15 protein-coding genes are annotated in these 18,869 nt (G+C 41.0%); 13 read left to right on the top strand and 2 right to left on the bottom strand.

Annotated elements, in window-relative coordinates:
- Positions 1-56: 56 nt before the first annotated feature.
- Both NYP67_RS05550 and NYP67_RS05545 read left to right on the top strand, forming a co-directional pair.
- Positions 57-2,642, top strand: a complete 2,586-nt coding sequence (locus NYP67_RS05550) for a hypothetical protein (protein ID WP_020759214.1) — start codon at positions 57-59, stop codon at positions 2,640-2,642.
- Positions 2,626-3,408: an HNH endonuclease family protein gene (locus tag NYP67_RS05545; RefSeq protein ID WP_004131750.1), complete on the top strand. Its 783-nt coding sequence runs from the start codon at positions 2,626-2,628 to the stop codon at positions 3,406-3,408. The genes NYP67_RS05550 and NYP67_RS05545 overlap by 17 nt, the downstream gene beginning before the upstream one ends.
- 196 nt (positions 3,409-3,604) lie before the next feature.
- Here the strand turns inward: NYP67_RS05545 and serS are convergent, their stop codons facing one another.
- Positions 3,605-4,891, bottom strand: a complete 1,287-nt coding sequence (serS, locus tag NYP67_RS05540) for a serine--tRNA ligase (RefSeq protein ID WP_020759216.1) — start codon at positions 4,889-4,891, stop codon at positions 3,605-3,607.
- Between the two features lie 105 nt (positions 4,892-4,996).
- On the opposite strand from serS, the gene trxA reads away from it, so the two are divergent.
- The 5 genes from trxA to NYP67_RS05515 all read left to right on the top strand — a co-directional run bounded on the left by trxA (position 4,997) and on the right by NYP67_RS05515 (position 11,492).
- Positions 4,997-5,356, top strand: a complete 360-nt coding sequence (trxA, locus tag NYP67_RS05535) for a thioredoxin (RefSeq protein ID WP_115761532.1) — start codon at positions 4,997-4,999, stop codon at positions 5,354-5,356.
- Between the two features lie 179 nt (positions 5,357-5,535).
- A complete protein-coding gene (locus NYP67_RS05530) occupies positions 5,536-6,540 on the top strand; it encodes an aggregation-promoting factor C-terminal-like domain-containing protein (RefSeq protein WP_004131757.1) in 1,005 nt (334 codons plus the stop codon).
- 229 nt (positions 6,541-6,769) lie between these two features.
- Complete coding sequence (locus NYP67_RS05525; RefSeq protein ID WP_116689378.1) at positions 6,770-8,428, top strand: MDR family MFS transporter; 1,659 nt, start codon at positions 6,770-6,772, stop codon at positions 8,426-8,428.
- Between the two features lie 804 nt (positions 8,429-9,232).
- Entirely contained in the window at positions 9,233-10,024 is a 792-nt protein-coding gene (locus tag NYP67_RS05520; RefSeq protein ID WP_116689381.1) for a DeoR/GlpR family DNA-binding transcription regulator, read from the top strand.
- A 562-nt stretch (positions 10,025-10,586) separates the two neighbouring features.
- Positions 10,587-11,492 (top strand): hypothetical protein, encoded by a 906-nt coding sequence (locus NYP67_RS05515; protein ID WP_473411272.1) that lies wholly within the window; start codon positions 10,587-10,589, stop codon positions 11,490-11,492.
- Positions 11,493-11,802: 310 nt separating this feature from the next.
- On the opposite strand, the gene NYP67_RS05510 is transcribed toward NYP67_RS05515, so the two are convergent.
- On the bottom strand, positions 11,803-13,695 hold the full coding sequence (locus tag NYP67_RS05510; RefSeq protein ID WP_473411271.1) for a PfkB family carbohydrate kinase: 1,893 nt from the start codon (positions 13,693-13,695) through the stop codon (positions 11,803-11,805).
- Between the two features lie 197 nt (positions 13,696-13,892).
- Between NYP67_RS05510 and NYP67_RS05505 the strand changes: the two genes are divergently transcribed.
- The 6 genes from NYP67_RS05505 to NYP67_RS05480 all read left to right on the top strand — a co-directional run bounded on the left by NYP67_RS05505 (position 13,893) and on the right by NYP67_RS05480 (position 18,799).
- Positions 13,893-14,549, top strand: a complete 657-nt coding sequence (locus tag NYP67_RS05505; RefSeq protein ID WP_032813263.1) for an ECF transporter S component — start codon at positions 13,893-13,895, stop codon at positions 14,547-14,549.
- Between the two features lie 91 nt (positions 14,550-14,640).
- Positions 14,641-15,462, top strand: a complete 822-nt coding sequence (locus NYP67_RS05500; RefSeq protein ID WP_346284300.1) for an energy-coupling factor transporter transmembrane component T — start codon at positions 14,641-14,643, stop codon at positions 15,460-15,462.
- Entirely contained in the window at positions 15,459-16,331 is an 873-nt protein-coding gene (locus NYP67_RS05495; RefSeq protein WP_346284301.1) for an energy-coupling factor ABC transporter ATP-binding protein, read from the top strand. The genes NYP67_RS05500 and NYP67_RS05495 overlap by 4 nt, the downstream gene beginning before the upstream one ends.
- The gene (locus tag NYP67_RS05490) at positions 16,328-17,131 is read left to right on the top strand and encodes an energy-coupling factor ABC transporter ATP-binding protein (RefSeq protein WP_415702818.1); all 804 of its coding nucleotides are present in this window, start codon (positions 16,328-16,330) and stop codon (positions 17,129-17,131) included. The genes NYP67_RS05495 and NYP67_RS05490 overlap by 4 nt, the downstream gene beginning before the upstream one ends.
- Positions 17,132-17,136: 5 nt before the next feature.
- Complete coding sequence (locus NYP67_RS05485; RefSeq protein ID WP_116689386.1) at positions 17,137-17,838, top strand: phosphoribosylanthranilate isomerase; 702 nt, start codon at positions 17,137-17,139, stop codon at positions 17,836-17,838.
- Positions 17,831-18,799 carry a carbohydrate kinase family protein gene (locus tag NYP67_RS05480; RefSeq protein ID WP_473410744.1) on the top strand — a complete coding sequence of 323 codons (969 nt, stop codon included), beginning with the start codon at positions 17,831-17,833 and terminating at the stop codon, positions 18,797-18,799. Before NYP67_RS05485 ends, NYP67_RS05480 begins: the two co-directional genes overlap by 8 nt.
- Positions 18,800-18,869: the final 70 nt, after the last annotated feature.

Below are 18,869 nucleotides of genomic sequence, written 5' to 3'. Positions count from 1 at the left end.
GCATAATATAACTACGTTGATTTTGTAGGTTTTATGAACAAGAAAAGGATAGTTAAATGATTAGTCGTTTCTTTGCTTTTGTTCCAGGTGTTAAACATCTGGTTGCCTTAAGAGCGGCGTGTCTTGCTATATCTTCTCTTGCAAACATCGGTTTTGTGTATGTTTGTGTTGGTATTCTTTCGCCTATTTTGATTCCAGCAAAATACACTGGTAAATCTTTGCTTAGCTCCGTTGAGTTAACGTCTTATTTGATTTCGCTTGTTGGTATTTTGATTATAAAATACGTTGCTTTCCATCAATCTTGTATTTTTTCTACCGAGATTGGCACTCGCGTAGCTATGAATCTTCGACCGAAGATGTTGCAATCTATGATTTCGCTCAGTTCGGTTAATCGCACTGATTCTGTTGAGTATTCTTCGATTTGCGTAAATGAAGATATTGCTTGGGTTCAGCGTTGGGCTGGTTTGCTTTTGCCGCAAATTTTTGCAGCTTTTCCTATGCCTTTTGCTGTTAGCATTGCGTTGTTCTCAATCAACACTTATTTAGCGAGTATTTGCCTTGTTGCGGCCGTTTTTTCTGCTTTAGCTCTTTGTACTGCGCTTTATAACGTTCGTGTTTCGTTGCGTTGTTTGTGTGCTTTTTTGACGTATTTTATGGTTGCTGTTGCTGTTGTTTGCACGGTTTGGCTTCTTTCGGTTAGGTCTGTTGGTCTTCCTGCAGCAATGCTAACTTTGCCGCTTCTTATGTTAAGCGTGGATCCAATTCGCCGAGTTGCTAATTGCATGCATATTAAAAATCGTGCTGTTTTGGGGCTAAATAATATTGGCGATTTGTTCAAAAGTGTTGCTGCTAATGGTGGTTCTTCCAATAATTCATCTACTTTGGATTCCGATTTGGATTCCGAATATTCACAATCCGTGCTAGAAAAAATAGACAATAAGTCGTCTTTGAGTATTCCAGATGGCGCTAGCAACGTTTCTCTTCATGTTCGTTGTAATTTTGTTAAGAATAATCGTCCTTTGCGAGCATCCTTTAATGTTTCTAGTGGAAAACTGAATGTAATGCCAAGCGAGTATTACAATCTGGTTGCGCATAACGTTATTAATGGCGTTACTTTTAGCTCTAAATCAAACGTTGCGCTATCTTACAGTGATAGTTATGCTTTGCCTGATTTAGGTGTGGATTCGCCATTTGTGGCATCTGATTTTGGCGATATTGCTGGAAATCCTTCTTATATAACTCTAAATAATGTAGATCCTGGTGCGTTGGCAGATCTTGTAACGATTGTTCGCAAGAATAGTCACCTGTTTTCTGCCACTTTGCGAGAAAACTTATTGATGGCGTCTAAAAACGCTACTACTACGTCTATGTGGCAGGCGCTTGGAGCCGCTCGTGCGGATGGTGTTGTTTACGCAGATTACAACGGTTTAGACTTGCGCGTAGAAAATATTCATGCCGAAAATAAGCAAGACATTCTTAGGCGACTTGTTATGGCTCGTGCGTTGATTCGACGCACTCCTGTATACATTTTTGACTATTCTTCCAAAGATATTAGCGCTAAAGAAGCTAAAAACTTATGCGATATTTTGCGCAAAATTGCCAAAAAAGCAACTATTCTTGTGTTTCTTCCAAGCGATAGCTACGCCACTAGTGCAGACAATTTAGTTAAAGTTAGTGTGTTTAGTGATTCGCGTGCGCGAGCTGCATCTGTAGGCGCACTAAGTGATGATTCAAACGGAGATTTACGCGCGCAAAGTGGCGATTTAAGTGGCGATGCAAGTAGCGATGAGTATGAAAATGAGCATGAAAATATTGCGCATAATAGTGGCAAAAAATCAAAAGTGTCTTACTTAAAGAAAGCATTATTTGCCATTCTCAGTGCCTTCTCGACTGTAATAAATATTGTTTGCGCTTTGCTGATTCCTGTTTGTGCAATCGCAGCAATGTTTGCTATAGCAAGCAGGCCGCTTTTTGGCTTAGGTGTTAAAGACTATGTTCTTGTTGTAGTTGTTTGCGCATGCTTAAGATGCTTAACGCTTGTTGCGTCTTTTGCAGGACTAGACCTTCATCACGCGCACTTACACAAGGCAGGTCTTAGTATGAGCGTTGGAATGATCCTTTCGATTATTCCAGCAATCGTTTTGCTAAGCTACTTTAGTGTTCAAATCGCGATTTTTGCATCTGTGATTTGTTTGCTAATCGTGTTTGTAATCCCAGGATTGTTTAGTTTGAGCCTTAAAAGCTTTATTAATAAAGTTCATTTAGATCAAAAAATGGTTGAACTAGAAGTAGACGATGTAGAGCTTGGTTTGCAAGAAGTATTGGCCTTCCGTCAAGGAGATTATTGCGTTAAGCGAGTTGTTGACTCAATGCGAAAATTGGCTCAGCAACGCGTAAGATTATCGCGCAAAGTCGGCAGAATGCAAGCGATTCTTATGTCGGTTTCTCTTATTGGAATTGCAAATGCAATAATGCTTGTTTCTAGTACAATCCACCCACTTGTAACTAAGAATCCGCAATGGAACGTTGTGTACGCAGTTATGGCAATCATTATTCTTATTAGCCTTATTCAGCAAGTGCTCAACATTGTTATACGTCGTATTCCTTGGGTTGTAGATATTAATCATGCTGCGCAATCGTAGTAATAGTAGCGGTCGTGGCGGTCGTAGCAATCGTAGAGTAGGTGATGCGCGCTATAGCAACGCTCCAATCTCTAGGAGCGTAACGTCTTTTATATGGCTTATTGCGCTCGCGATTCTTGCAGGCATTGTTATTGGCCTAGTTTTGCCTAAAATCAACCATGACGTTGGAAATATCACTGGAGAATACGTTGCCAGTGGAGAGGCTGCAGAAAAGCTTAGCAAGCTAAAAGTAGATAAGTCGCATACTTCTGGATATAACAGAAGCGTCTTTGGGTATAGAACTACAGACGATAATAAAAACGGTTGCGACGTTCGAGAAGACGTTCTTGCGCGCGATTTAACGCATGTTCGCTTTAAGTACGCGGGATCTTGCAAAGTAGCGTCTGGGCTTTTACACGACCCATATACAGGATTAGATATTAACTTTGTACGAGGCAGAAAAACTAGCGCGCTTGTTCAAATTGACCACGTTGTGGCTTTAGAAAACGCTTGGCAATCAGGTGCTTGGAAGTGGAATCGCGCTAAGCGACTTAAGTTTGGTAACGATATGCTTAACCTTCTTGCTGTGCAAGGAGCAGCAAATCAAGAAAAAGGCTCTGCTTCTGCGGCCTATTGGCTTCCATCTAATAAGTCTTTTAGATGCGATTATGTAGCTAGGCAGATTGCTGTTAAATATAAGTACGATCTTAGTGTTACAAGCGCCGAAAAGCAGAGTATGGCTTCGACTTTGCACGGGTGTTCTGCGCAAGAGCTGCCTACAAAGTAGGGTAGCGCAATAAAAGTCGTAAGTGGCAAATCGCAAGTCGAATATTTGCAAGTCGCAAGTAACAAATTACAAGTCGCAAATCAAAATCAAAAACAAAAACAAAAGTGTGCAAACCAAAACTGATTTGCACACTTATTAGTCAACGTTAATATTAAAGGCTTAAAGCCACGTTAGGCTTAGGCTTAGGCTTAGGCTTTTAGGCTTCCCACTTAGTAGGCTCAATAACCTCTTTGCCACCCATGTATGCTTGCATAGCCTTTGGAATATCAATCGAACCATCTTCATGCTGATGATTTTCCAAAATAGCAACAAGCCAGCGAGTAGTAGCCAAAGTGCCATTAAGCGTGCTAACTGGGCGAGTTCCGCCATCTTCCATGCGCTCGCGAACATTCAAGCGACGAGCCTGATACTCCGTGCAATTAGAAGTAGAAGTAAGCTCGCGGTAACGGCCTTGCGTTGGAACCCAAGCTTCGCAGTCAAACTTGCGAGCAGCAGAAGAGCCAAGGTCGCCAGCAGCGGTATCGATAATGCGGTAAGGCACTTCCACCTTAGCAAGCATCTCTTGCTCCATGCCGAGTAACTTTTGATGTTCTGCGCGAGAATCTTCTTGCTTGCAATAAACGAACATCTCTACTTTATCGAATTGATGCACGCGAATAATGCCGGAAGTATCTTTTCCAGCAGCACCAGCTTCTCGGCGGTAGCAGCTCGACCAACCGCAGTAGCGCAAAGCGCCATTGCTTAAGTCAAGGATCTCATCCTCATGCATGCCAGCAAGAGCAACCTCGGATGTGCCAACTAAGTATTGGTCATCTGGTTCGCGAAGGCGATAAATCTCGTCTGCGTGAGAATTCAAGAAGCCAGTTCCGCGCATAACTTCTGGACGCACAAGCGTTGGCGTAATCGCAAGCGTAAAACCATGCTCTTCTGCTTGGTCTACAGCCATTGTAAGCATTGCGATTTGCAAGCGAGCTACAGCTCCGCGCAAGAAGTAGAAGCGAGAGCCTGCAACCTTAACGCCTCTGCGCATATCGATTCCAGCAACGCCAGTTCCAAGAGTTAAGTGGTCTTTTGGCTCAAAGCCTTCTGCTGCAAAGTCGCGAGGTGTGCCAACCTTCTTAACTACAACGTAGTCGTCTTCTCCGCCTTCTGGAGCTTCGTCTTCTACAATGTTAGAAAGCTTCCACATTGCTGTTGTGTAGTCTGCAGTAGCTTGCTCGGATTGAGCCTTAAACTGTGCAACTTTTTGCGCTAACTCTTTTGTTTGTGCAATAAGTTCGGCTTTTTGATCTGCACTTGCGGCTGCTACCTTTTTGCCGATTGCTTTTTGATCGGCTCTAGCTGCCTCAAATGCCTTTAAGCTTGTGCGGCGCAAATCATCTGCGCGAAGCACTTCATCGACAAGTTCTACGGACTCGCCACGCTTGCGTTGCGACTCCTTAACTACGTCGGCATGTTCACGAATAAATTGGATATCAAGCATGTTTTCTAGCCTAGTGCCGCAAGGCGACAGATGATGCTAATAACTATAGTGCAAATGAGTACGTGTTCGTGTAAAATTTATTAAATCTTGTTTTAAGGAGTAAAAATGGCACTTATTCACGCTACTCAAGAAGATTTTGAGAAGATTGCAAGCACCAACGAGGTAGTTGTTGTTGATTTTTGGGCCACTTGGTGCGGTCCTTGCCGCGCTTTTGGGCCGATTTTTGAGCAAGTAAGCGCAAAGTTTGAAGATATTCCATTTGTTAAGGTAGATATTGATCAGTCTCCAGATTTGGCGAGTGCAGCTGCGATTAAAGCGGTTCCAACAGTTATGGTTATTAAGCGCGGAGATGTTATTTATCGTCAAGCTGGCGCTTTGCTTCCAGCAGATTTAGAAGATTTAGTTAATCAAGCTAAGGCTTATGATCCTAGTAAAGATAATGAAGGTGATTCTGTAAACGAGTAAAGCGAATTTAATAAGTGTATGAAATAATCTCAAAAACCTTGATTTTTAGCGCTTCTCTTTACGTAAGACTACAATTATATATACTTTGTGCAAAAAGTCGTATGATTAAAAGTTATATAACGAAAAGTCGTATAACGTTTTAGATTTACACTTTGCACTAACTTCTATCAAGGAGAGTTATGACAAGTCACAGAAAGAAAACTGTTACGCTTACTTCATTGAGCATGCGTCAATGGGCAAGAGTTGCAGTGATTTTCGTTAGTATTGTGGCTGTTGTAGTTCTTGGAGTTGTTTCTCGAAACTTTTATTCTGGTTCCAAATCAAATTCCGCAAAGTCTTATGTAACTGCCTATTCGGCTACAGATAGCGAAAATCAGGTTTCTCGTGGAGCATACAGAAACTCGCTCAACCCATCTAAAAAAGGCGCAACTTCTTATATTACTGTAAATATAAATGGCCATCATCGCGCGGTTTTTGGAACAGATTTTACAAACGTTAAGTCCGTTTTAGAAGCGGGAGACATAACTTTGGATTCGCACGACGTTGTTACGCCGTCTCTTGATTCAAAGGTTAGCGAATCTACAGTTATAACTATTAAGCGCGCTGGTGCAAAGCTTGAAACTTCCGACGAGCCTATTGCTTTTAATACGGTTAAAAAAGAGACATCGGCTCTTCCAAAAGGTACAGAAAAGGTTAAAGATCAAGGTGCGCCTGGCGTTATGGAAACGAGCAAAATCGTTACGCGTGCAGGTAAGAAGATTGTGTCTTCCAACGTTTTTGTGTCTTTTGTTAAGCAAGCTCCAAAAGATAGGGTTGTTCTTGTTGGAACTGGCGGCGCTAGTGTAGATTCTGCTTCTGCTGAGTCTATTGGAACCACAGTTCCAGCTGGCGAGATGCAAGAGTGGGCGCATTCGTGGCTGCTTTCGAATGGATACAGCGAGGCTGATTTTACTGCTACTGTGTTTATTATCTCGCATGAATCGGGTTGGCGCGTAAACGCTATGAATCCTTCTGGCGCGTATGGCTTGCCTCAAGCTTTGCCTGGAAGAAAGATGTCTTCTATGGGAGCCGATTGGGCAACTAATTATCAAACTCAGCTTCGTTGGTTCTGGAATTATTGCAATGGTCGTTATGGCTCTATTCAAGGCGCGTATAGGCATTGGCTATCGCACAGAAGCTACTGATTTGGCGTGTAGCTACTGATTTGGCGCGTAATGAATTTTTTGAGAATCGTTGGTTTTTGAGAATCGTGTGTTTGTAGTTTGTAGTTTGTAGCTTTGTAAAACAACAAACTCACGGAGTAGTCTTATAGCTTGTTTTAAGGCGATTATTGTAGAGTCGAGTATATTTCTTGATTTTGCAATAATCGCTGATTATTTTATGCGTGTTTTGCAAATATGGAAGGAAGTTTAAGTGACAATATTGCCTAGAAAATCATGGTTTAATAAGAGTAGTGACTCTGTTAGCAAGTCTTATAAATGCAAGCCTTTTGGGAATTTGCGTGAACTTAGCCATGCTCTTGTTGGTGAGCAGGCGTATAAGAACAATCGTCTTACTCGAGCAGCCTTGGTTTCTTTGGCAATTCTAACCTTTATAACGTTTATTGGTAATTTTGCGCAATTGCAACTTACGGCCGCGCTGCCAACTATTGTGCGCGAATTTAACATTAGTGTTACTACAGGTCAGTGGCTTACATCTATTTTTCAGCTGATTATGGCCATTATGGTGCCGCTTACTGCGTTTTTAACTAGGCGATTTTCCACTCGTCAAATCGTTATATCGTCTATGATTCTTTTTACGCTCGGCTCAATTATGGCATGGCTTAGCAATGACTTTATTATGGCGCTTGCTGGTCGAACTTTAGAGGCGATTGGCACGGGCGTTATGTGGCCAGTGTTGCAAATCACCGTGTTTTCCGTGTACCCAGTAACACGGCGAGGAATGGCAATGGGCAGCGTTGGTATGGCTATGAGCATTGCGCCTGCAATCGGCCCAACTGTTGGAGGAATACAAACTGATTTTAACGGGTGGCGTTCAATTTTCTTGTCGCTTAGTATTATTGGCGTAATTTCTATTGTTCTTTCTGCATTCTTCTTGCACAATTTTGGTGAGCAAGATCGCAGCGCCAAAGCCGACTTTTTCTCCGTTGGACTTTCGATTATTGGCTTCGGCGGCGTTATGTTTGGCTTTACAAATATTGAAGCGTACGGAATTGCTAGCGCGTTTTCTTGGGCGCCTATGCTTGTTGGTGCGTGCGGAGTGGCGTGGTTTGTTGCTAGACAATTGCGCGCGCACGCGAGTGGTAAGCAACCGCTGCTTGGCATTAACGTTTTGAAGAATCGCTATTTTACAGTTGGAACGGCTTGTGCATGCTTAACGTTCTTTGCGTTTAGCTCGATTATGGTTGTTATTCCGCTTTATATTCAGTCTGATCGCGGTTTTTCCGCCACTATGAGCGGACTTGTGCTTTTGCCAGGCGCGTTTGGAATGGCCATTTCGCAATACTTTGGTGGGCGTATGCTGGATCGTTTTGGTGTGCGGCCAGTGGCAATGGCTGGCTCGTTGATTTTGCTTTTTGGCACAGTCATGATGAGTCTTATAGACATGCACACGTGGATTTGGTGGATTTCTATTTGGCAATTTACGCGTCAAATCGGCATGGGTTTCTTGCTTATGCCTGTTACAACTTGGTCATTAAACTGTTTGCAACAAAGCGAGCTTGGCGATGGATCGGCTGTGACTAATACAATGCGCCAGCTTTGGGGTGCGATTGGCGCGCCTGTGCTTGTTGTAACAATGGCTACTTTTACGCAATGGCATCACGTTCTTACGGGAGTCGGAAGTGCGGATAACGTTGCAGCTAGTATTTTTGGCGTGCAATGGACTTTGAGAATTAGCGCGATTATTACGGCTATTATGGCGTTGATTGTTATTTTTGGAGTTAAGGGAGAAGGCGCGGGTTCGGCGCATCAGCTTGCGCGCAGGGCGATTGACCGTATGCGCGTTTTGCACATTCCGCACGCATCGGAGCATAAAGATGTTATGCACGATCATACGCATCATCAATACTGATAGCTCGCATGAATCTTTGTCAACCTTACTGTTGTGCGATTCCTATTTAGCGTTGCTGAGGGCTGGGTGTTTCTACGTTCGCGCGTTACAGCGCGCTCGCGCCTTCGCCGTGCAGAAGCAGTGCTTCTGCTTTAAGCGGCTCAGCGAATCGAGGTGACTTCTCGCGCATTATGCAGCTCGAAGTCGTCGATTCGCACAACGCTTCGCCTCTTACGTGTTGTCTGCTGTTGCGGTTGTTCCGATTTGGCTTTGATTTGTTTTTTTGGTTGAAGTTTGTTTGTAGGCGTGTATCATTGGATTATTTGGCATCGGCTGCCGCTCTTATACTGTTCGACCAAGAATCACCCAGCCCTCTTACGAGTCTGAACAATTGCGTATAGTCTAATCGCCTGAGATTCTCGATTTTTCTTGCTCTCTCGGCGAGTCACCACCTTCGGCGCTGCGAATCGACTTGCATGAGCGCTTAAAGCGTAGCGCGCGAATGCACTTCGATTCGCTGAGCTTGCTCAAAGTTGAAAGCACAGTGTGCTTTCAACGCAAGCGAAGACGTGAGCGCGCTGTAACGTGCGAGCGATACGCCTCGCCTCGATAGCTGCGAAAAATCTCGAATCTCTACCTTACTTGCGCGCCAACCTGCCTGAGCGCTTAAAGCGTAGCGCGAAAAGGCAACTCGGAGCGCATTTTGCGTAAGCATTTGTTCGTTTTGCCAGATTTTATACGTTTTTTGTTAAATACCTAACGTTTTGAGCCTAGAAACGCTCATTTGCGTTTGTTTTTTGCGTTTACTTGTGCGATAATGTTCACATGATTTCTTCACAGCGTCAACAATTGATTTTGAGCCGCCTTCGCACCAGGGGGGCCGTGCGTATTACCGCTCTTTCTAAGGAACTCGCCGTTTCTGCAATGACAATTCGCAGGGATATTGCGGAGCTTTCGGATCGTGGTCTTCTAAAGCGCGTGCATGGTGGTGCTGTTACAACTAACACGCTTCTTTCAGAGCCGCTGTTTTCCGTAAAGTCGCAGATGGATATGGGGCTTAAGGATGCAATCGCCGCTAAGGCGGTGGATTATGTTCAGCCAGGAGATGTGATTGCAATCGGTGGTGGCACAACCGCATACGTGTTTGCGCAACATCTTCTTGAGTCGCGCAGGGCGTCTGGAATCACGATTCTAACAAATTCGATTCCAGTTGCGGAGCTTGTTCAAGCGCTTGAATCCAAAGACATTGAGGTTATTGTTACAGGTGGTGTTATTACGCGTTCCAACTCGTTGGTTGGGCCTATTGCAGATAAAGTTGTTTCGTCTTTGCGAGTAAACACAGTATTTTTGGGCACGCATTCCGTTAGTTTGCCTCGCGGGTTCCTTATGCCAAATTCGCTGGAAGCCGCTACGGATATGGCTTTGATGGATATTGCGGATCGCACGATTATATTAACGGATCACACAAAGTGGACTTGCACGTCACTTTCGCTTTTTGCGCGATTTGATCAAGTTGACACGGTTATTACAGACGATTGCTTAGATGCGGATTCGCAGCTTCGCACTCGCGAGCTTGTTAAGAATTTGGTTCTTGCGCCAACAGTTACTGGTGAATAGCTTGCGCGACGACCTGCCTTCGAGCTTAAAGCGTGTCGCGAATCGACTTGCATGGGCGCTTTGACTGAGATTGAAATTGCATAATGCATTTCAAGCTCCTTCAAAGCGTGATTTGGCTCAAATGTAAAGTCCAGTGGACTTTACATGCCAAATCAGCCGAGCGGCTACTAATAGCCGCGAGGAATAGCGCGCTTAGACCGCGCTCACGATATTCCTGATTCTTTTCCCATTATTTGTTTCGCGACACGCGCGAAAAGCCTTTCCTTAAAAAAACCTGGGAAAATTCTTCAAAAACCTTGAAATGCGTATTTTTACGGTTTAAGCGTTGTTTATCCACAAATTTTACGGCAATGTGGCCTTTATTGTGGATTAGTTTGTGTATAACATCATTTTTTTCGGTTTAGCATGTGTGGCTGGGGCTTGACTTTTTCAAACGGGGGGGGGTATGTTAATAGCAAACATGGCCGCACCTAGTTTGGCTGTGTGCCGCAATCCGTTTTGGATTGTGGAGCAATTTTTCTATGCGCCCCTAACGCATAGGAGAAGAAGAAAGGAAATTAAAATGATGAATAAGAAGGCTATCGCCGCTTTCGCTGCTGGCGCAACTTTGCTTGCCGGCTTTGCAATGGCAACCCCAGTGTTCGCTGCTGATGCTCAGGCTCCTAAGAATGATCAGAATCCTGCGGCTCCTAAGAATGATCAGAATCCTGCGGCTCCTAAGAATGATCAGAATCCTGCGGCTCCTAAGAATGATCAGAATCCTGCGGCTCCTAAGAAGAAGGATTCTGAGTCTACAGAGGATAAGATTCATGCTCTTAAGTTAGCGGATGCTAAGGCTGAGTTTGATAAGCAGAAGGCTGAGTTGGGTAAGAAGAAGACTGCTCTTACTACTGCTGCTACTGATCTTAATAATGCTGCTCAGGCTGTTCAGTCTGCGAAGAATAGAGTTGATGATGCGAAGCGTGATTTGGCTCAGAATAAAGATAAGAAGAATGTAAACTCTTTGAAGGATGCCCTAAATAAAGCTGATGCTGATTTGAAGAAGGCTGAGAAGGTGCAGGAGAAGAAGAGTGCTGCTTTCAAGGATGCTTACAAAAACTTTATGGAGTTGTTGGCTGGTGATTATGCTAAGGCTGTTAACGCTTTAACTGCATTGGATGAGACAGCTGTTAATACTGCTGATACTGTGGCTGGAGTTGAGGAAGCTTTGGCTGATGATGAGGCTGTTAAGAATGCTTTGAATATTGTTCCATCTGCAACGATTCAGCAGGGTAATACTGGCGCTACCAAGCAGGGTCAGCAGGGTAAGCAAGACCAGCAGCAGGGCAAGCAGGGTAAGACTGAGGTTGAGAACAAGAAGGATGCCAAGAAGCATTTGCCTGGTACTGGTGTTGGCGTAACTTTGACTGCTTTGGCTGCCACTATGCTTGCTGGCATGGGTGCTGCTGTTCGCAAGGCTCGTCACTAAGCACTGTTCGCGCGCACTGGTGTTCGCTGGTGCGCGTGCAAAAAATTGGCTTGCGTTAGGCGGCGGCGCGTGTTTTGCGCTGCAGCTTGCATGTGGGGTTTAGAGTTTGCTTGGTTTGCCGAAATTTCCTTTTCTTACCGTGTAGGTTCTTTATTCTGCGTGCGGGTGCTTAATGCTTGTTGCTAGAGATGGTTTTCCGCTAGGGACGGGATTCTGTTCTTTAGTTTTAAAGGCTTGTTAGGTTTCTAACAAGCCTTTTTCTTTTCAGTGTTTTGTTGCTCAATGCGCTGATTATAACAACAGAAAGCGTCTACTGGTTTATCAAACTGCTTTTAGGCATAGTTATACTTGTTTCTAAAGTATATTTGTCTATAAAAGATGGTGTTATCTCTTCTCTAGAATTCGAATAATTTGCAGCGTAGGCCGCAATTTCTGCTGCTTGGTTTGTAGTGTAACCATATAGCATATATGCTGCTAGTGCTGATACAAAAGCATCACTGCAGTTGCTATACTTCTCTATGTTGGGTTCGTTGCTTTTTACTATTTTTTCTTCTTTGTAATCAGATAGTAAGTATCCTTTATGCAGCATATTTATAATTACTGTTTTTACGCCTTTATTTATAAAAGATGAGGATTTTTCTTTTGCTATTTCCTCAATTCGATCAGTGCTTTTACTATCTATATTCGTAAATAAAATATCTATTTTATCTATTATTTCTTTCGGTATGTTTTCGGATGAAACATGATTGAATATGATTTTTGCACCAGCTTTTTTAGCGATTTTGCACGCAGATATTATTGCATCGACAGGTATATCTGATTGAATTATGCAATATGCTGTGTTTTCAAACAAATTAGCTCTATCTTGTATGTTTGATTGATTTAATGTGCTATTTGCGCCAGATATTACAGATGTTATTGAATCTCCGCAAGCGTCTACTAATGTGTACGCTTTTCCAGTGTGAGATTCATGTTTGCGTATTACGCCAGATGAATCTATTGCCCATTGTGAAAGTGTTTTATATATTTTGTCTGCATCCAAGTCGTATCCAACATTTCCTATTAGGGTTACACGTTGGCCAAGGTTAGATACTGCTATAGCTTGGTTTATTGCGCTACCGTTTGGATAAGTTTTAGAAGTTTGAACATTAATGCTTTCATTTTTACTTGGCAAATTTTGCACAGATAGGAATGTGTCTAGGTTAATAGATCCTATAATTGTTATCTTTTGTTTTCTTAGCTGAGACGGTGATCCTATAGTTCTTGTATTGTCCAGATGGAATTCTTGAACGAAAGAAGTCTTTGATTCATGTCTTTTTTCTATTTCGTTTATAAGCTTGCTGCACAAGTATGACCCAAAATCAGCGTTGCGGATTGTATATGTAGATATTTCAGAGTTTTTTGCCAGTATAGGCTGTTCGTTTGTGTCGTTTTTTATGGATACGAGTGAAACGTCCTCGGGAATGCTTCTATTTAGAGAAGTCATTAACTGTTGAAATTCTAAAGCTTTTCTATAATGAGAAGACACGAGCGCAGTAATAGAGTGATCGCTTATTTTTTCTACTAATTTGTCGTTGAGGTCAAAAAATATTCTGCTTTCGTCAAAATCGAGGTGATGGTCAAATAAGCATGATTTGAATCCGTTAAGAAAATCTTTTGTTCTTCTTCCATCTGTCATTAAGCATCCTATTGATGTGTGGCCATGCGATATTAGTTGTTCCGTCAGTTTATATGCCGCATCTGAATAGGGCAATAATAGTGATTCGTCGCCTCCTATTGATCCAATAGTTAGCCATGGTATCTCGTGTTCAATTCCTTTTAATTTATTAAAGCTTTCTTTGCTTACTGGCTCCCATATAACGCCGTCGATTTTGTGCTTGCTAAGTGCGCTTATATTTTTACTTTCTTGTTCTATGTTTGAATAGCTATTGAAAACTACTGTTCCATAGCCTGATTGTTGTGCTGTTTGTATTATTCCGTCTAAAGTTGTGTCAAAAGATATTGAAGATCTAAGAATTACTGCAATATGCCAAGTTTTTGATTGCGACGATATTTTTGCATATGGAGTGTAGTGATATTGTCGTATTACAGATAAGACGCGCTCGCGAGTTTCAGAACTGATTGAATCATCTTTACTGTTAACAATTTTTGACACAGTTGATGCTGAAACTTTGGATAATCGAGCTATGTCTTTAATGTTCATTTGATTCCTTCTTTTTTGTCTTCAAAGATATAGTTTATTCATAACTGTGCATTATTGACAATAAGTATTTATTATTCTAAGATGAATTATGAAAACTGTTTAGGAAACAATTTTCATACAGTGTTGTTTTGTTGAAATTTTGAAAGAATTAACAACTTTGCAAGACTTATCAACATTTTGTTGAAGGGTGGTGCATGATGGCAAAGAAGCTATTATTTATTGAGAATATTAAGAATCAATTCTCAACTAAATCGTTAGTTTTGATTCCTATTGCAGTAGGTATAAATCTTATTGGCGGCACTCTGTGCTCAACGCTAAAGCTCCCTCTGTTTCTAGATATGATTGGAACTATGGTAGTTGCCTGCTTATCGGGACCGTGGGTTGCTGCCTTAACTGGGTTCTTAACAAATGTATTTTTAGCATTGGTGGCAAATCCAGTTAATTTACCTTATGCGGTAGTTAGCGTTTTATGTGGTCTTGTTGTTGGTTATATGGTTAAGGCAGGTTTATTCAAAAAGTGGTGGGGTGTTCTAATTGTTTGGGTTGTTGTAACCTTAGTAAACGCCGTTTCTGCATCACTTATAACAGTATTTGTTTTTAGTGGAGCAACTGGCATTAATGGAACCTCGGTGCTTACTGCAACGCTTGTTGTAGCAATGAAAAATATTTTTGCTTCTGTATTTTCATCATCAATTATTGAGAACCTATTAGATAAGGGAATTGCTGTTGCTGTTGCCTACTTTATTGTTAAAAAGGTGCCTAAGAGGTTCTTAAGTCAATATGCTGCAGGCAATTCAGATGATTCGGATAATTCTGATGAATCAGATGAATATGATGAAGATTCTGTTGATTAATTAGTTTTTTGGCGAAGAAGCTGATTTAACAATCTTGAATCAGCTTCATGGTTTTATGGTTTCATAAGTTTAACGAGGGAGTTATGTTGCAATGAGTGATAATAAAAGATGTTTAACATGGCAGCGTTGCGATAATAATCCTGTTTCTATGCTGAATCCTATAACAAAAATAATTACTATTTTTACTTTAGGAATCTCATCTATGGTATGGCCAGATCCTTGTCTAGGAATTGCATTTATTGTAGTTCTTTTTGTTGTAGCAATTATTGCAAGGATTGTTGTTCCATATGTAAAACTTATGTTTGGCTTTGGAATACCAATGACATTAATGCTTATGTTTATACAAGGGCTATATAGCCCTAGTAATAAAACCTTTATAGCGGATTTTGGATTTGCAAAACTTGGCCTTGAAGGAATGATTTATGCGGGAAGAGTAGTAGTTACTGTTCTAGTATTTTTGGGCAGTTTTTACATTATGAATAAAACTACTTATATAGGCAGTATGGTCGCTGCTTTAACTGGCATAGGTCTTCCTGCAAAAATAGGTTACTTAGTTTTAGCAAGCTTAAATGTTGTTCCGCAAATGCAAAGACGAATGTCTGTTATTAGCCAGGCTCAAAGCGCTAGAGGGTTAAAAATGTCTGGAAGTGCGATTGGCAGATTGCGTGCTCTAATACCTTTACTTGGGCCTGTTGTTTTAAGCTCTTTGACTGATGCTCAAGAGCGAGGAATGACATTAGAAACGCGTGGCTTTGGTATAAATGGAGTAAAAAGAACAAGCATAGTAGAAGTCCAATGGAGAGTTTATGACTCAGTTTTGACTTACATGTTATTACTAATTCTTGCTATCTCCTTAGTCTTGTCTACCTGTTTCTATGTTGGAATTATTCCTTATTATGGGGGTCTAAAATGAATAATATTCTCTCCGTAAAAGATTTTTCATATAGATACAGCGGTAGTAAGAAAAGTGCATTAAAACATATAAGCTTTGATGTTAAAGAGGGAAGCTTTTTATGTATCATAGGCGCTAACGGATCTGGTAAATCAACATTATGTAATGCATTAGTTGGTTTAATACCGCATTATTTTGTTGGCAAATCGCGTGGGAAAGTGGTTGTTGACGGCAATGATGTTTCTTCTTCTAATGTAGCTAAACTTTCTAAAACAATCGGTCTAGTATTTCAAAATCCGTTTAATCAACTTAGCTACACTTCGGGCACTGTTGCAGAAGAGCTTGCATATGGATTATGTAATCAAGGTGTTGCTCGTAAGGAGATGACTGAAAAAGTTATTCAAGTTGCAGAATTAATGCGTATAAGTGATATTTTAGACCGAAATCCTCTTGAGCTTTCGGGTGGACAGATTCAAAGAGTTGCATTTGGGTCAACTTTTATTATGGAACCTAAGATTTTGGTTTTAGATGAGTGTACAACACAACTTGATCCACTTGGCAGCGAGGAGATTTTTGACATTGTAAAACGTCTCAATAATAGTGGCGTAACTGTGATTATGGTTGATCACGATATGGAGCGCGTTGCAAGGTGCGCTGATACTGTTATGGTGCTGGATAATGGCGAAGTTTTTACAAGTGGATCGCCTTATGAAGTATTTACAAATCCAGATATTACTAATCACGGAATTGAACCTCCAGATTACGTAAAACTCGGTTTTGCTATTGCTAATTGCGGAGTAAATGTGACTAAAATTCCTATCACCGAGAATCAGGCAGTTGATCTTGTTAAAAGTAGGATACGTTCTAATAAAAGTGAGGTTAACTCATGAAGTTAGATGTTATCAATCTTGTGCACGAATATAAATCGGGGCACAAAGCGCTTGATGGTGTTTCTTTTAGCATTAGTAGCAATGAGCCTGTTGCAATAATTGGTCAAAATGGCGCTGGTAAAACAACGCTTGTTAAGCATTTTAACGGTATTCTTAAAGCAACTTCGGGCAAAGTCTTAATTGATGGGATAAATGTTGATGCTAAAGATACCTCTGAATGGGCTTGCGAAGTTGGGTATGTATTCCAAAATCCAGATGACCAGCTGTTTTTAGAGAGTGTTCGTAAAGAATTTTCGTTTGGTCCAGAACAAATAAAAATGGATTCAAAATTAATCGAAGAACGCATGGAATTAGTTTCAAATCTTGTTGGTCTTAACAATAAGTTAGATATTCATCCTTTTGACCTATCTTTAACAGAGAAAAAATTCTGCACTATTGGTGCAGTACTTATGATGGATCCAAAAGTCATTATTTTTGATGAGCCTACATGTGGTCAAGATGTTTTAGGAAATCTACGTCTTAAGAAGATTATAAAAACGCTGCAATCTCAAGGAAAATTGTGCATAACAATATCGCATGACATGAAGTTTGTTACGGAGAATTTTAGTCGAATAATTGTTATGCAGTCTGGAAGAGTTTTGTTAGATGGGCCAGCAGAGAAGGTGTTTTCTCAAACGGATATCTTGCGATTATCTTTTGTAACTCCTCCACCGATTACAAGAGTTGCGCAAAAAGTTGGTATGAATGGCACTCCATTTACTGTGCCAGCGTTTGTTGAATTGTTTAACAGTGAAAGGTGAATAATATGGCTGACGTTATTGTACAAATTTATGGAATTAGGACTGTGGAAGATGCGCGTATGGTTGTAAGTCTTGGCGCTAAGCATATTGGCGTAAGCTATGGGCATATTCAACATACTCCAGGTCAGTTGTCTTGCTCGCAAGCAAAAGAGATTTTTAATGGAGTACAACCAGGTGCCGTAAGAATTGGCTTAACGTGTTCGGAGAATATAGACGAAATTAGTGAAGACTTAAATTTAGCAATGCCAGATGTTTTGCATTTATCTGGAAACATAGAAGGTATAACTCCTGAACAAGTTGGTGAGTTAAAAAGTAGGTTTCCTGAGCTTCTTATTATGCAAGCTATACCTGTTCTTAAAGGCGTTCCTTTAGAAGAGCAAAAAGTTCTCCAATATGTTAAAGATTATGAAAAAGTTTCCGACTTCTTTTTAATAGACACAAAATCGCCAGATGCTAACGACATAGGCGCAACTGGAATTGAGCACGATAGGTCTATTGATAAGGAGATTATTGACTCTACATCTGTTAAATGCATTATTGCTGGAGGCCTTGATGCTTCTAATGTTGCTGATGCGATTCATGATACTAGCCCATATGGTGTTGACTCATTTAGTCTTACAAATTACAAAGATGAGCGTGCAAATACGTTGAGATGTAAGGATCCTGTAAAAGTGGAAGCTTTTATTAAGGCGGCGTTAAATGCATAATGTTATTGTTGTTGGCGATGCAAATGTAGATATTATAGTTCCTTATCCGCGATTTTTGAATGAGCAAAGAACTATTGTTAAGTATCCTGATGTATCTATTCAAGGTGGAGGTACTTCTGCAAATACTGCTGTTGCGCTTTCTAGATTAGCAGTTAATACATTTTTTGTTGGTTCTATAGGGAATGACCAATATGGTCGTTTTGTTTTAGATGATTTTGCTAAGGAAGGCGTTGACACAACCTATTTGCGCACGCATGCTGAGTTAAATACCGTTGGAGTGTTTGCGTTTGTAGATGAGTTTGGTGAAAGGTATTTGTGGGGTTGGCCAAGGGAGAGCCAATCCTTTAAGGTGCTAGATCTTGATGATCGCATTATGAATGCTGTTAGAAACTCTGATTGGATTCATTCTTCTGGTATGTGCCTTGTGTATAACACTTCTGCAAGAGATTCCATTACGCGCATATTTAGAGAGGCTTATAATCTCGGAATTCCTACTTCATTCGATTTGAATTTACGAGTTGATAATGGCGTATTAAATCCTGATTTTTATGATGCTTTGATGGGAATAATGCCATATGTAACTCATTTATTAGGTTCTGGTCCAGACGAGTTTTCTTATTTAGGAGATGATACATGGGAAAATAATGCAAAAGATTTATCTGTTAACGGACGTACAGTTGTTGCAAGAGATGGTGCAAACGGCTCTATAGGATTTAAGAATAGTAGCGTTATATCTGCTCCACCGTTCAATGTTGATGTTGTAGATACTATAGGTGCTGGCGATATTTATAACGCTGGTTACATAAAATCTATGTTGGATTGTTCTAATATTGAACGATCCTTACTGTATGGGAATGCTGTTGCTGCGTATTCAGTAGCGCATAAAGGTGCTAGGAATTCTCCTAATATCAATCAAATTAATGAATTTTTGTTGCATTATGATGTAAAAACTTTCAAATAACAATTGAGGTTATTGATTAATAAATAATGCAATAAATAATAAGTTACCAAACAATATGATAAGGAAGTCA

The organism is Gardnerella sp. c23Ub_4, from assembly GCF_055804115.1.
Note: the sequence above shows the minus strand (reverse complement) of the source record. Positions and strands in the feature narration are given on the sequence as shown.

Excerpts from the sequence above, each read along its gene's own strand:
- NYP67_RS05550 (WP_020759214.1), top strand. The coding sequence starts at position 57 with ATGATTAGTCGTTTCTTTGCTTTTGTTCCAGGTGTTAAACATCTGGTT.
- NYP67_RS05545 (WP_004131750.1), top strand. The coding sequence starts at position 2,626 with ATGCTGCGCAATCGTAGTAATAGTAGCGGTCGTGGCGGTCGTAGCAAT.
- serS (WP_020759216.1), bottom strand. The coding sequence starts at position 4,891 with ATGCTTGATATCCAATTTATTCGTGAACATGCCGACGTAGTTAAGGAG.
- trxA (WP_115761532.1), top strand. The coding sequence starts at position 4,997 with ATGGCACTTATTCACGCTACTCAAGAAGATTTTGAGAAGATTGCAAGC.
- NYP67_RS05530 (WP_004131757.1), top strand. The coding sequence starts at position 5,536 with ATGACAAGTCACAGAAAGAAAACTGTTACGCTTACTTCATTGAGCATG.
- NYP67_RS05520 (WP_116689381.1), top strand. The coding sequence starts at position 9,233 with ATGATTTCTTCACAGCGTCAACAATTGATTTTGAGCCGCCTTCGCACC.
- NYP67_RS05515 (WP_473411272.1), top strand. The coding sequence starts at position 10,587 with ATGATGAATAAGAAGGCTATCGCCGCTTTCGCTGCTGGCGCAACTTTG.
- NYP67_RS05510 (WP_473411271.1), bottom strand. The coding sequence starts at position 13,695 with ATGAACATTAAAGACATAGCTCGATTATCCAAAGTTTCAGCATCAACT.
- NYP67_RS05505 (WP_032813263.1), top strand. The coding sequence starts at position 13,893 with ATGGCAAAGAAGCTATTATTTATTGAGAATATTAAGAATCAATTCTCA.
- NYP67_RS05500 (WP_346284300.1), top strand. The coding sequence starts at position 14,641 with ATGAGTGATAATAAAAGATGTTTAACATGGCAGCGTTGCGATAATAAT.
- NYP67_RS05495 (WP_346284301.1), top strand. The coding sequence starts at position 15,459 with ATGAATAATATTCTCTCCGTAAAAGATTTTTCATATAGATACAGCGGT.
- NYP67_RS05490 (WP_415702818.1), top strand. The coding sequence starts at position 16,328 with ATGAAGTTAGATGTTATCAATCTTGTGCACGAATATAAATCGGGGCAC.
- NYP67_RS05485 (WP_116689386.1), top strand. The coding sequence starts at position 17,137 with ATGGCTGACGTTATTGTACAAATTTATGGAATTAGGACTGTGGAAGAT.
- NYP67_RS05480 (WP_473410744.1), top strand. The coding sequence starts at position 17,831 with ATGCATAATGTTATTGTTGTTGGCGATGCAAATGTAGATATTATAGTT.